Raw genomic sequence first — 13,252 nt, 5'->3', positions numbered from 1 at the left:
CGTAAAAATAAACAACACATATCGTCCCTGCCGTTATTTTAGGCCGGACATTGTGGCGGAGCAGTGGCCCTGCGAAGTCACGATTTCTTCGTTGCGGCAACAGATGGGTGATGCTCTGATTTTGGGGTAGGAATTAGTCGCCCCGAATTGACATAAAGATATGTTTATGTCATTAAGCGACTTCCGTGATGTGCGTATAAAGGGCAATTCAGGTTTATGTGTCCGAACAGACCTGCTGCCTGGTAACAGATTGAATATAGGCGGTGTTTTATGGCCTCTTCCCTCGACGGTCTTTTTGGTGCAACGGCTGCGCAGCCGGATGGCTCAGAAGTGCTCGCAGCTCTCACCAAGGCAGCGCGTGAGCGCATCCTGATCCTCGACGGCGCGATGGGAACCCAGATTCAGGGGCTTGGTTTTCATGAAGAGCATTTCCGCGGCGAGCGCTTCGGCGCCTGCGACTGCCAGCTTCAGGGCAATAACGACCTTCTGACGCTGACCCAGCCCAAGGCTATCGAGGAAATCCATTATGCCTACGCCATTGCGGGCGCAGATATTCTCGAAACCAATACGTTTTCGTCCACGACAATTGCCCAGGCCGATTATGGCATGGAAGAGCAGGTCTACGAATTGAACCGCGACGGTGCGCGTCTTGCCCGCCGTGCAGCCTTGCGCGCCGAGCAGAAGGATGGCCGCCGCCGTTTCGTTGCGGGCGCTCTGGGGCCGACAAACCGCACCGCTTCCTTGTCGCCTGACGTCAACAATCCCGGCTACCGCGCTGTTACCTTCGACGATCTGCGCATCGCCTATGCCGAGCAGATCCGGGGGCTGATCGACGGCGGTTCTGATATCATTCTGATTGAAACCATCTTCGATACGCTCAACGCCAAGGCTGCCGTCTTCGCGTCGGAACAAGTGTTCGAGGAAAAGGGCATCTTTCTGCCGGTAATGATTTCCGGCACGATCACCGATCTTTCCGGTCGCACCCTGTCCGGCCAGACGCCAACGGCATTCTGGCATTCGTTGCGTCACGCCAAACCATTTACCATCGGCCTCAATTGCGCGCTCGGCGCCAACGCTATGCGTGCGCATCTCGACGAATTGTCGACCATTGCCGACACCTTCATCTGCGCCTATCCGAATGCCGGTCTGCCGAACGAGTTTGGCCAGTATGACGAAACGCCGGAAGCGATGGCTGCCCAGATCGAAGGCTTTGCCCGTGACGGCATGGTCAATGTGGTCGGCGGCTGCTGCGGATCGACGCCCGAACACATCCGCGCCATTGCCGAGGCTGTTGCGAAACACCCGCCGCGCAAGCCTGCCAAGGTCGCGCCGCTGATGCGCCTTTCGGGCCTTGAGCCCTTCACGCTGACCGAGGATATTCCTTTCGTCAATGTCGGCGAACGCACCAACGTGACCGGCTCGGCACGCTTCCGCAAGCTGATCAAGGCTGGCGATTTTGCTGCTGCGCTCGACGTCGCGCGCGATCAGGTGGTCAACGGCGCCCAGATCATCGATATCAACATGGATGAAGGCCTGATCGATTCCGAAAAGGCCATGGTCGAATTCCTCAATCTGATTGCTGCCGAGCCGGATATCGCTCGCGTGCCGATCATGATTGACAGTTCCAAATGGGAGGTAATCGAGGCTGGCCTGAAATGCGTTCAGGGCAAGGCGGTGGTCAATTCCATCTCGATGAAGGAAGGCGAGGAAGCGTTTATCCATCACGCCAAGCTCGTCCGTGCTTATGGCGCGGCGGTTGTCGTCATGGCTTTCGATGAAACCGGGCAGGCCGATACTGAGGCGCGCAAGATCGAAATTTGTACCCGGGCCTACAAGATCCTGACCGAACAGGTCGGTTTCGCACCGGAAGACATCATCTTCGACCCGAACATCTTTGCAGTGGCGACCGGTATCGAAGAACACAATAATTACGGTGTCGATTTCATCGAAGCGACGCGCAAGATCATGGCGACCTTGCCGCATGTCCATGTCTCGGGTGGCGTGTCGAACCTTTCTTTCTCGTTCCGCGGCAATGAGCCGGTGCGCGAGGCGATGCATGCCGTCTTCCTCTACCACGCCATTCAGGCGGGTATGGATATGGGCATCGTCAATGCCGGTCAGCTGGCGGTTTACGATGCCATCGATCCGGAACTGCGCGAGGCCTGCGAGGATGTGGTGTTGAACCGCCGCTCCGATGCGACCGAACGTTTGCTGGAAATCGCCGAACGTTTCCGCGACTCCGGCTCCAAGGAAGCCAAGGTGCAGGATCTGACCTGGCGCGAATGGCCGGTGGCAAAGCGCCTCGAACATGCGCTGGTCAACGGCATCACCGAATATATCGAAGCCGATACGGAAGAGGCGCGCCAGTCTGCCGAACGTCCGTTGCACGTCATCGAAGGCCCGCTGATGGCTGGCATGAATGTGGTCGGCGATCTGTTCGGTGCCGGCAAGATGTTCCTGCCACAGGTGGTCAAATCGGCCCGCGTGATGAAGCAGGCCGTGGCCGTTCTCCTGCCATATATGGAAGAAGAAAAGCGTCTCAATGCTGAAAAAGGCATTGGCGGCGGTGAACGTCAGAGCGCTGGCAAGGTGCTGATGGCGACCGTGAAGGGCGACGTGCACGATATCGGCAAGAATATCGTCGGCGTCGTGCTGGCCTGCAACAATTACGAGATCATCGATCTTGGCGTGATGGTGCCATCGCAGAAAATTCTGCAGGTAGCGCGTGACGAAAAGGTGGATATCATTGGCCTTTCCGGCCTCATCACGCCTTCGCTGGATGAGATGGCGCATGTGGCAGCAGAAATGGAGCGCGAAGGTTTCGATATTCCGCTTCTGATCGGCGGCGCGACCACGAGCCGTGTCCATACGGCGGTGAAGATTCATCCGCGCTATGAACGCGGACAGGCGGTCTACGTCATCGATGCCAGCCGTGCCGTCGGTGTGGTTTCGAGCCTGCTGTCGCCGGAAGGCAAGCAGGCCTATGTTGACGGTCTGCGCGGGGAATATGCCAAGGTGGCAGCCGCTCATGCGCGCAATGAAGCGGAAAAGCAGCGCCTGCCGATCGCTCGTGCCCGCGCCAATGCGCATAAGGTTGACTGGGATAATTTTGTTCCGGTAAAGCCGACATTCACTGGCACGAAGACCTTCGACGATTACGATCTGGCCGAAATCGCCCGCTATATCGACTGGACGCCGTTCTTCCAGACCTGGGAGTTGAAAGGCCGCTATCCGGCAATTCTTGAAGACGAGAAGCAGGGCGAGGCAGCCCGGCAACTCTGGGACGACGCTCAGGCGATGCTGAAAAAGATCATCGACGAAAAGTGGTTCACGCCGAAAGCTGTCGTCGGTTTCTGGCCCGCCAATGCGGTCGGCGACGATATTCGTCTTTTCACCGATGAAAGCCGGAACGAGGAACTTGCCACTTTCTTCACGCTGCGCCAGCAATTGAGCAAGCGCGATGGTCGTCCGAATGTGGCGATGTCCGACTTCGTCGCACCCGCCGAGAGCGGAAAGCAGGATTATGTCGGCGGCTTCGTCGTCACGGCAGGCATTGGCGAAGTGGCGATTGCCGAGCGTTTCGAGCGCGCCAATGACGACTATTCCGCTATTCTTGTGAAGGCGCTGGCTGACCGTTTTGCCGAAGCCTTTGCAGAACTGATGCATGAGCGCGTGCGCAAGGAGTTCTGGGCTTATGCATCTGACGAGACTTACACGCCTGAAGAACTGATCGGTGAACCCTATCAGGGTATTCGTCCTGCGCCGGGCTATCCGGCCCAGCCCGATCACACTGAAAAGACGACGCTTTTCCGCCTTCTGGACGCGACCGCGAATACGGGCGTGGAACTGACCGAAAGCTACGCCATGTGGCCCGGCTCTTCCGTATCGGGTCTCTATATCGGCCATCCGGAAAGCTATTATTTCGGCGTGGCCAAAGTCGAACGGGATCAGGTCGAGGATTACGCGAGCCGCAAGGGAATGACGATAGAGGAAGTCGAGCGCTGGCTCGCACCGATCCTTAATTATACCCCAGGTGCAGCTCCCGAAGAGGCTGCGGCGTGACAAATGCCGCAACTTGTTTAGCTTAATCTCATATACTCGTATTTCTGACAGATGTATTGGGTGCGTTTGACTGGTTTGTAGTTGCTTGTTGACTACAAACTAGCAGACGTAACTGCATCGGCTCGGCATTCCATGTTCCAGAACCGTTGATTTATTTGGCGTTTTAGAGCTGGCCTTGCTTCATGTAATAATTAAGTATTTATTAAAGTAATTTATAATTTAGATTACTGTAATATTTAACCGGTGGAGATGTATGCATTTCTGATTAGTATATAGAGAAAAATACAGAGATGTGTTACTGATTTGTTGGCGTTTTATTTAAATGCTTCGAATTTCAATAATCATCAATAGTTATATTTTTCGTTGGGAAGTCTGCAATGAAATGGGAACAAATTTATGAATCCATGCAATCTGCTGACGATGCCGGACAGCTCCTTGAATATATAGGCACCTATGCCAGGCAGTGCGGATTTGCACATACGGCGTATGTCATGCGCGTTCCCTTGTTGAACGGCGTGGTCAAATGGCTCAGCTTTGGGTCGTTGCCGCAGGAATGGACCGATCACTATACAGCCCGAAAATATGCGGATGTTGACCCATTGGTTCGCAAGGCACTGAACAGCATAGAGCCATTGGTCTGGTCGTCGAAGCTCTTTGCGGAAGCACCACAGATATGGGCCGATGCACAGCGCTTCGGCCTCAAGGTTGGGATTTCCCAGCCGTGTTGGGCTGCTCAAGGCGTGTTCGGAATGCTGTCTTTCCTGAGAACTGGCCCGGCATTATCTTCCGGCGAGATTTCAATGTTGCGGCGCCAGATGCAGATCGCAGCCAATCTGCTGCATTTGTCCATGTACGAACATCTTGATGTTCCGACGATGAACTGCGTTTCTGAAGTGAACCTGACGATGCGCGAGCGGGAAATCCTGCGCTGGACGAGTGAGGGAAAGACTGCCGAGATCATCGGCACGATCCTCAATATTTCGACGCGCACGGTGAATTTCCATATCAGCAACGTGCTCACAAAGCTTGTTGCGGTGAATAAGGTTCAGGCCGTCGCCAAGGCCCGCACTTTCGGTCTTCTGTAAATATCTTCCAAGTCCCTCGGCGGTTTGATCCGAAGGGCATTTTTCAGCGGCTTTCCGGTTTGCGCTTTTTCTGAAACGGGCTACAAATTCATTATCTTTCCCGGAGGATCAATGAATGACTGCTCAGCCAAACTCTCTTGAAGCTCGCGATATCCGTTATCATCTCCATTCTTATACCGATGCTGTCCGCCTCGAAGCGGAAGGTCCGCTCGTCATCGAGCGTGGCGATGGCATTTACGTCGAAGATGTATCGGGCAAGCGCTATATCGAAGCGATGTCAGGACTGTGGAGTGTTGGCGTGGGCTTTTCCGAACCGCGTCTGGCCGAAGCAGCTGCACGACAGATGAAGAAGCTGCCTTTCTACCATACATTCTCCTACCGTTCGCATGGTCCTGTCATTGATCTGGCTGAAAAGCTTGTCTCAATGGCTCCTGTTCCGATGAGCAAGGCCTACTTCACCAATTCAGGTTCCGAAGCCAACGATACGGTCGTGAAGCTGATCTGGTATCGCTCCAATGCGCTGGGTGAACCGGAGCGCAAGAAAATCATCTCACGCAAGCGCGGCTATCACGGTGTGACGATTGCCTCTGCCAGCCTGACCGGCTTGCCCAACAATCACCGTTCTTTCGATCTGCCGATCGATCGTATCCTGCATACGGGCTGCCCGCATTATTATCGCGAAGGACAGGCTGGCGAGAGTGAGGAACAATTCGCAACGCGGCTGGCGGATGAGCTGGAACAGTTGATCATCGCTGAAGGGCCACACACGATCGCCGCTTTTATCGGAGAGCCGGTCATGGGTGCCGGTGGCGTGGTGGTGCCGCCCAAAACCTATTGGGAAAAAGTGCAGGCTGTTCTCAAGCGCTACGATATTCTGCTGATCGCTGACGAGGTTATTTGCGGCTTCGGACGGACAGGCAATCTGTTCGGCAGCCAGACTTTCGATATGAAACCGGACATTCTGGTGATGTCGAAGCAGCTTTCGTCATCCTATCTGCCGATTTCGGCCTTCCTCATCAACGAGCGTGTGTACGCGCCAATTGCCGAAGAAAGCCACAAGATCGGCACGCTTGGCACGGGCTTCACGGCATCCGGTCATCCGGTGGCGGCAGCGGTAGCGCTGGAAAACCTCGCCATTATTGAAGAGCGTGATCTGGTCGCCAATGCGCGCGACCGCGGCACCTATATGCAGAAGCGCCTGCGTGAGTTGCAGGATCATCCTCTGGTCGGCGAAGTGCGTGGCGTTGGTCTCATAGCCGGTGTCGAGCTTGTCACCGACAAGCAGGCCAAGACGGGCCTTGAACCAACCGGCGCTCTGGGCGCAAAGGCAAACGCCGTTCTTCAGGAGCGCGGCGTCATTTCCCGCGCAATGGGCGATACGCTTGCCTTCTGCCCGCCGCTCATCATCAACGATCAGCAGATTGATACGATGGTGTCCGCGCTCGAGGCGACGCTGAACGATGTTCAGGCAAGCCTCACCAGGTAATAATTTGCTCTGGAGCTGTCCGAATAACGGGCAGCTCCAGAGCAAAATCCCGTTAAATATCACAAAAATTGTATGATTTTCCGTGACTTGGCCAAAAAGCGGCTTTTCCCGGCGCGCGCAAGTTTGTTCCGGCCCCGCGTGCAAATACGGTAAGTTTTTCGCGCAAGCGAGTTGCAATACGCGATAGGTTTCTTTCACTTTTCCGCATCATTTCACGACAATGCGCGCACCGTGGCTTTTGCCACACCTGCGCCGGATGAAGGCATTCGCCATCCCTCCCGCCAGTATCGAGTCCCCATCCGGTTGCCGGGAGTAAGTAGTCGTGCATCATGCATCCCTGACCAAGAACCTGACGCATCTTCAGCGCCTTGAGGCGGAAGCTATCCATATTTTTCGCGAGGTTGCGGCAAGTTTTTCCAACCCGGTAATGCTTTATTCGGTCGGTAAGGATTCGTCGGTGATGCTGCATCTGGCGATGAAGGCATTCTATCCCGCTCCGCCGCCTTTTCCCTTTCTGCATGTTGATACGACATGGAAGTTTCGGGAGATGATTGAGTTTCGCGATGCGCAGGCGCGTGAAAAGGGTTTTGAGCTGCTCGTGCATATCAATGAGGATGGCGTGCGCGAGGGGGTTGGCCCCTTTAGCCATGGATCGAATGTCCACACTCATGTGATGAAGACGGTCGCTTTGCGGCAAGCGCTCGACAAGTACAAGTTCGATGCTGCTTTTGGTGGCGCCCGTCGCGACGAGGAGAAATCGCGCGCCAAGGAGCGCATCTTTTCCTTCCGTAACGCGCAGCATGGTTGGGACCCCAAGAACCAGCGTCCGGAAATGTGGAAGATCTACAATACGCGGGTTTCCGCAGGGGAATCGATCCGCGTCTTTCCGCTGTCGAACTGGACTGAACTCGATATCTGGCAATATATCCTGCAAGAGAATATCCCCATCGTCCCGCTTTATTTTGCAGCGCATCGTCCGGTGGTCGAACGCGACGACATGCTGATCATGCTCGACGACGACCGCATGAAGTTGCGTCCGGGCGAAACGGTGGAAAACCGGCTGGTGCGGTTCCGCACGCTTGGCTGCTATCCGCTGACCGGCGCTATTGAATCCAGTGCGGCTGACCTCTCCGATATTGTCGAAGAAATGCTGATTGCCCGTACATCCGAGCGGCAGGGCCGCGCCATTGACCGTGACGAAGCCGGATCGATGGAAAAAAAGAAGCGCGAGGGCTATTTCTGATGAATGCGATAATCAAGCCTGTTGCGACCAATGCCGCAGTCAGCGACTTCCTGGCCGATCAGGAGCGCAAGACACTCTTGCGCTTCCTTACTTGCGGATCGGTGGATGACGGCAAGTCAACGCTCATCGGACGCCTGCTCTATGACACGAAACTGATCTTCGAAGACCAGCTCGCATCGTTGAAGAACGATAGCCGCAAGTTCGGTACCACGGATGATGATTTCGATTTTGCGTTGCTGGTTGACGGTCTGGAGGCCGAGAGGGAGCAGGGCATCACCATCGATGTCGCCTATCGGTTCTTTTCGACGCCACGTCGTAAATTCATTGTCGCTGATACACCCGGTCATGCGCAATATACGCGCAACATGGCGACTGGTGCCTCGACAGCCGATCTTGCTATCGTGCTCATCGATGCCCGTCAGGGTGTACTGACCCAGACACGACGCCATTCCTTCATTGCCGCTGCACTTGGTATTCGTCACATCGTTCTGGCCGTGAACAAGATCGATCTGGTCGATTTTTCGCAAGAGGCTTTCGAGCGCATCGTTGCCGATTATATGAGTTTCGCCAATGAATTAGGCTTTGTCAGCATCCAGCCGATCCCGCTTTCGGCGCGTTTCGGCGACAATGTCACCCTGCCGTCGCCACGCATGGACTGGTATGAAGGGCCGCATCTGCTCGAACATCTGGAGACCGTGCGCATCGACACGGAGGCAGCGGCCAAGCCGTTTCGTTTTCCGGTGCAATATGTGAACCGGCCGAATCTCGATTTTCGCGGCTTCTCCGGCACTGTGGCATCCGGTTCGATCAGTGCCGGTGATGCCGTGGTGGTTGCCAAATCAGGAAAAACCTCCCGCGTAAAACGCATCGCCACCTATGACGGTGATCTGCCACGTGCTTCCGAAGGACAGGCTGTCACACTGGTGCTTGAGGACGAGATCGAGGTTTCACGCGGCAATATGCTGGTCGGGACGGAGGCCCGGCCCGAAGTTGCTGATCGGTTTTCAGCCAATATAGTCTGGTTCGGCGAGGAGGCGTTGCATCCCGGCCGTTCCTATATCCTGCGTACCGAGACTGATCAGACACCGGTAACGATCAACGAGATCGTATACAGAACCGATGTCGATAGCTTCACCCGTCAGGAAGCACCCCGCCTTGACCTCAACGAAATCGGACTTTGCCATCTCCAGACGGTGGATCAGATTGCGTTCGATCCTTACGCGGATAATCGCGTAACCGGCGCCTTCGTCTTGATCGACCGGCTTACCAACGCGACTGTGGGCGCTGGGATGATCGATAGTGCTCTTCGTCAGGCGACGAATGTGCATCTGCAGTCCTTCGACCTCGACAAGCAGACACGCGCAGCGCAGAAATTCCAGAAACCGGCTGTGCTCTGGTTTACGGGGCTGTCAGGCTCCGGCAAATCCACCATCGCGAACCGGCTGGAACAGCGGCTCCACGCGCTTGGCAAGCACACCTACCTGCTGGACGGTGATAATGTCCGTCATGGCCTCAACAGCGATCTGGGCTTCTCCGATGAGGATAGGGCGGAGAACATCCGCCGTGTCGGCGAAGTCGCCCGGTTGATGACCGATGCGGGGCTGGTTGTGCTGGTTTCCTTCATCTCGCCATTTCAAGCTGAGCGTGATCGGATTCGCGCTCGCCTGCCTGAAGGCGAGTTTGTCGAGATTTTCGTGGATACACCGATAGAGGAATGCATCGCGCGTGACCCGAAGGGGCTCTATGCGCAGGCTTTGCGTGGCGAGATCAAGGCTTTCACCGGGATCGATTCTCCCTATGAGGCGCCAGTTTCACCGGAATTACGCCTTAGCACGACAGGTCGTGACGTTGACGAACTCGTCGCAGAAGTAGAAAAGTATCTTGCCGAACGTGGTATCATCGGCAGTTATGGCAGCGATTCCTGGTCAATCTGAGCAATGAAGATTTCAGCCTCCCCGAAAGCCGATCCGAACGACGAAGCAATGCTGGCCGTCCTGCAGGAAGCTGCACTCGAGGCGGGGCGCGTTATCATGAAGCACTATGCCAATGGTTGCGCGGTTCAGAGTAAGAAAGATTCTTCCCCGGTCACGGAAGCAGATCGTGACGCGGAAGCCATCATTCTTGCTGCACTCGCTTCCGTTGTTCCGGATATTCCGGTTGTGGCTGAAGAAGAAGTGGCAGCGGGACGTTTGCCTTCACATTTGGGGCGGCGATTTTTATTGGTCGACCCTCTCGACGGCACCCGTGAGTTTCTGTTGCGAAACGGCGATTTCACGGTGAATATCGGCCTGATCGAGGACGGCGCTCCGGTTCTCGGCATCGTTTATGCACCAGTTCGCAATCGCTTGTTTATTGGAAACAGCAATGGTGCTGAAGAAATAACGACGACCAAAGATCATGCAATCGGAACAAGGCGTGGGATAGCGGTGCGCGTCCATGGGCCAGAGCGGGTGGCCGTCTGCAGCCGGTCACACAAGAACCCGGAAACGGAAAAGTTCCTGAACGACAACAGGATCAACAGCTGTGTTTCCATCGGTTCGTCGCTGAAATTCTGCCTGATTGCCAGTGGAGAGGCCGATATTTATCCACGTTTCGGCCCGACGATGGAATGGGATACGGCGGCGGGCGATGCCGTGTTACGCGCCGCTGGTGGCCTCACCACGACTTTCGAGGGAACGCCGCTCTCTTATGGTCAACGCGCCAATGAAGGTGTTGCGGGTTTTGCAAACCCCAATTTCGTGGCTTTTGGCGGTGGTACGAAGCCTGTTTTTGCTATGCTTTAATAGATTTTGGAAGCAAACGGATAGCGCCGTCCTGCTCTCATATGCAACTCGTCTGAAGCCATTTCCAACTTTTGGGGTTAGGCATTAAAAAAACGACAGGATGCTCTTGCAGCTTGAAATTGGGGGCGTTATAAGCCGCCTCAATGGTCAAGACCACGTGGTCACGGAGTGTAGCGCAGCCTGGTAGCGCACCTCGTTCGGGACGAGGGGGTCGGAGGTTCGAATCCTCTCACTCCGACCATTTTCCTGAGAGTGAAGGCTGCTCTTTCATCCGATTTTTAGTATCAGACAGAGTATATCATCGCCGATGATGGGCAATTGCTTGTGTGTCAGGCGATGCTTTTTTCCTTCAGAACATCAGTATTGGCTACCTCCTAAACGGATACTGTGGTAAGTGCCTTTTCGAAGAGCATTGGCGCATTGAGGTAGACTTTGCCTAACTAATACCGGTCTCAACCCAGTTTCACCTACGCGACCTGACAGCAGAGAGCTGTCGGGCGTGTGAACTTGTTCATTGGGTGGTGGCTAGAGACCGGTTTGGCATTGTCAAATGTGCCGGAACAGCTTGCGCTGTCTCTGCTCTTCAGCCACTTGAAATATCGCCATGCCGCGCCCGGATTGGGCACCTCATTCGCCATCTTGGTGAACTTCCAAAATGGAAGACCGAGATATTATGAGCGATACTCTTCGGGTGCGGTGGATGATCACACCGAATATTGCCCCCCAGCCTTGGATTGCGTGCAGCGGATGCGGCAAGCTGAAGCCTTTTCAATCAAGTGGAAAGGTTCGGTTGAATGCCAACGGTCGCAAGCTTGATGCGTGGCTGATCTATAAATGCCTGACATGCGACAAGACATGGAACCGGACGATCTTCGAACGACAGAATATCCGCGAGATCAATCCCAGGATACTGGAGGCACTTCATTCCAACGATCCGCAATGGATTTGGGTCGAGGCGTTTAATATGCAGGCACTGAAACGGAAATCGCAGCGCGTCGATGAGTTCCCGGAGTACGATGTTGCTAAACGTATCGTGTGTGGGGCTGCCAGCTGCAAGGCAATCGAGATCGAATTGCAAATTGCCCTGCCGGTCAGCATTCGCCTTGATCGTCTGCTTGCAGCTGAGCTTAAATTATCTCGTGCTCGCCTTCAGGCACTTAGCGATGGAGGTGTAATTCGGATTGTACCGGATGAAAACGGCATGCTGCGACGACGCCTCAAAACCGGTGTCATGATCTCGATAAAACCGGGAGAACCGGGTCAAGAGACTGGTTGGCAGTCGCTGCTTACGGCAGTCACGTCCTGACATAAAAGGAGGCCCGTTTCGGGCCTTCTATCATCCTCAATGGGTGATGTTTGAATGCTGTTGCGCTCACTTAGTCCGTTTTCCCGAAAACCGACATGCGCATGAACTCCCCATCATATTGGGCGAGGGCGACCACGCGTTTGCGATCCAGTATCTCCACTCTGTTTGAGCGAAACAGGATCAGCCCTTCCTCGCGCAGGTCACGCAGCATCCGATTGAGATGTATCGGTGTCAGCCCAAGAGCGTCGGCAAGCTGATATTGCGTCAGCGGGCAGTAGAACGAATTCGGATCACCCATTCCGCACGATTTCACGCGGTCGGAAAGCTCCAGAAACAGATGCGCAGTTCGGACGAACGCCGCGCGGCATCCGATATTGGTGAGATGTTCGATCAACATCGACCGCTGCCGCGCCAGAAGTTCGATAAGGATCAGACTGAGACGTGGCGCGCGTTCGATAGAAGCTTCAAGTGAGGCAAGCGGAATCTCGAAAGCCGACATAGGCGTAATTGCCGCGATTGTGTTGTAGCTGTAGCCATCGGCGGTTCGGAGTCCGAGAAAATCGCTTCGCATGGGAAAGTCGATGATCTGCCGCTCGCCGCTTGAAAGATCGCGATATACGCACCCCCAACCGGATCGCACGAGATGGATGCTTCTGACACGTGCCCCCTGTTCAATGAGGGTGGCATCGGCCGCATAATCGTTTTCGATAACAGTGAGAGAAGAAAGCGCATCTGTTTCCCGCGCTTCCAGCTTGGCAAGAATTGGAGGTGCCTCCAATAAACCAATAAGCGCTTCAATCGATGGGTCTGTGATCTGCTTGCCACTATGCATTTCTAACCCACTAGAGCGTATCCCGAAATTTGTGAAACAGCCTTTCGGAAAAGATGCGCGTCAACATGAACAGTTAGGGCGCTCGTTCGATTCAATCAAATCGATATGCAATTTAAAGCACTTCCACCATACCGCATGGCGGTTTTGCGCGGAAATCGAATAAACAACCAGTTGAACATTTCAGTTGGAAGTCTGAGTTGCCCCTGAGCTTTGAAACGCGCAATTGCCCCCCTTTGCGCTGACGAATTCAGTAAAATCGAAAACCAACTAAACGAAAGATATAGAGGCTATATCCTACCTCTCTCCAAGTCGTTCTTATGGACGGTCATAAATTTTCTGCATTGCTAACATAAGTTAATGACACGATTATTTCCCGATAGCAATATTTACCCCAGTCAAGGCTACAGGTCTATCCAGACAAGCACCGGAAATCACTCGTCTCTGACGAAAGTAAT

The 13,252-nt window shown here is 54.6% G+C and carries 8 protein-coding genes and 1 tRNA gene; 8 read left to right on the top strand and 1 reads right to left on the bottom strand.

The window, feature by feature from the left end; translation table 11 throughout:
• Positions 1 to 270 precede the first annotated feature (270 nt).
• From metH to AC1RHM_RS17045, 8 genes are all read left to right on the top strand, one after another.
• Positions 271 to 4,062 (top strand): methionine synthase, encoded by a 3,792-nt coding sequence (gene metH, locus AC1RHM_RS17080; RefSeq protein WP_010658030.1) that lies wholly within the window; start codon positions 271 to 273, stop codon positions 4,060 to 4,062.
• Between the two features lie 377 nt (positions 4,063 to 4,439).
• Positions 4,440 to 5,147: a LuxR family transcriptional regulator gene (locus AC1RHM_RS17075; RefSeq protein ID WP_010658031.1), complete on the top strand. Its 708-nt coding sequence runs from the start codon at positions 4,440 to 4,442 to the stop codon at positions 5,145 to 5,147.
• A gap of 115 nt (positions 5,148 to 5,262) precedes the next feature.
• Complete coding sequence (locus AC1RHM_RS17070) at positions 5,263 to 6,633, top strand: aspartate aminotransferase family protein (protein WP_036577631.1); 1,371 nt, start codon at positions 5,263 to 5,265, stop codon at positions 6,631 to 6,633.
• A gap of 322 nt (positions 6,634 to 6,955) precedes the next feature.
• Positions 6,956 to 7,876, top strand: a complete 921-nt coding sequence (cysD, locus tag AC1RHM_RS17065; protein WP_010658033.1) for a sulfate adenylyltransferase subunit CysD — start codon at positions 6,956 to 6,958, stop codon at positions 7,874 to 7,876.
• On the top strand, positions 7,876 to 9,810 hold the full coding sequence (gene cysN, locus AC1RHM_RS17060; RefSeq protein WP_010658034.1) for a sulfate adenylyltransferase subunit CysN: 1,935 nt from the start codon (positions 7,876 to 7,878) through the stop codon (positions 9,808 to 9,810). The genes cysD and cysN overlap by 1 nt, the downstream gene beginning before the upstream one ends.
• Positions 9,811 to 9,813: 3 nt before the next feature.
• The gene (cysQ, locus tag AC1RHM_RS17055) at positions 9,814 to 10,659 is read left to right on the top strand and encodes a 3'(2'),5'-bisphosphate nucleotidase CysQ (protein WP_010658035.1); all 846 of its coding nucleotides are present in this window, start codon (positions 9,814 to 9,816) and stop codon (positions 10,657 to 10,659) included.
• Positions 10,660 to 10,823: 164 nt separating this feature from the next.
• A tRNA-Pro gene (locus tag AC1RHM_RS17050) sits at positions 10,824 to 10,900 on the top strand.
• 432 nt (positions 10,901 to 11,332) lie between these two features.
• Complete coding sequence (locus tag AC1RHM_RS17045; protein WP_029375858.1) at positions 11,333 to 11,965, top strand: DUF1062 domain-containing protein; 633 nt, start codon at positions 11,333 to 11,335, stop codon at positions 11,963 to 11,965.
• A gap of 70 nt (positions 11,966 to 12,035) precedes the next feature.
• Here the strand turns inward: AC1RHM_RS17045 and AC1RHM_RS17040 are convergent, their stop codons facing one another.
• Positions 12,036 to 12,797, bottom strand: a complete 762-nt coding sequence (locus AC1RHM_RS17040) for a Crp/Fnr family transcriptional regulator (protein WP_010658037.1) — start codon at positions 12,795 to 12,797, stop codon at positions 12,036 to 12,038.
• Positions 12,798 to 13,252: the final 455 nt, after the last annotated feature.

Source organism: Brucella sp. GW823-FHT04E01 (genome assembly GCF_058796175.1).
Note: the sequence above shows the minus strand (reverse complement) of the source record. Positions and strands in the feature narration are given on the sequence as shown.

Bases quoted from the DNA above. Each gene is read 5' to 3' on its own strand.
- metH (WP_010658030.1), top strand. From the start codon at position 271: ATGGCCTCTTCCCTCGACGGTCTTTTTGGTGCAACGGCTGCGCAGCCG.
- AC1RHM_RS17075 (WP_010658031.1), top strand. From the start codon at position 4,440: ATGAAATGGGAACAAATTTATGAATCCATGCAATCTGCTGACGATGCC.
- AC1RHM_RS17070 (WP_036577631.1), top strand. From the start codon at position 5,263: ATGACTGCTCAGCCAAACTCTCTTGAAGCTCGCGATATCCGTTATCAT.
- cysN (WP_010658034.1), top strand. From the start codon at position 7,876: ATGAATGCGATAATCAAGCCTGTTGCGACCAATGCCGCAGTCAGCGAC.
- cysQ (WP_010658035.1), top strand. From the start codon at position 9,814: ATGAAGATTTCAGCCTCCCCGAAAGCCGATCCGAACGACGAAGCAATG.
- AC1RHM_RS17045 (WP_029375858.1), top strand. From the start codon at position 11,333: ATGAGCGATACTCTTCGGGTGCGGTGGATGATCACACCGAATATTGCC.
- AC1RHM_RS17040 (WP_010658037.1), bottom strand. From the start codon at position 12,797: ATGCATAGTGGCAAGCAGATCACAGACCCATCGATTGAAGCGCTTATT.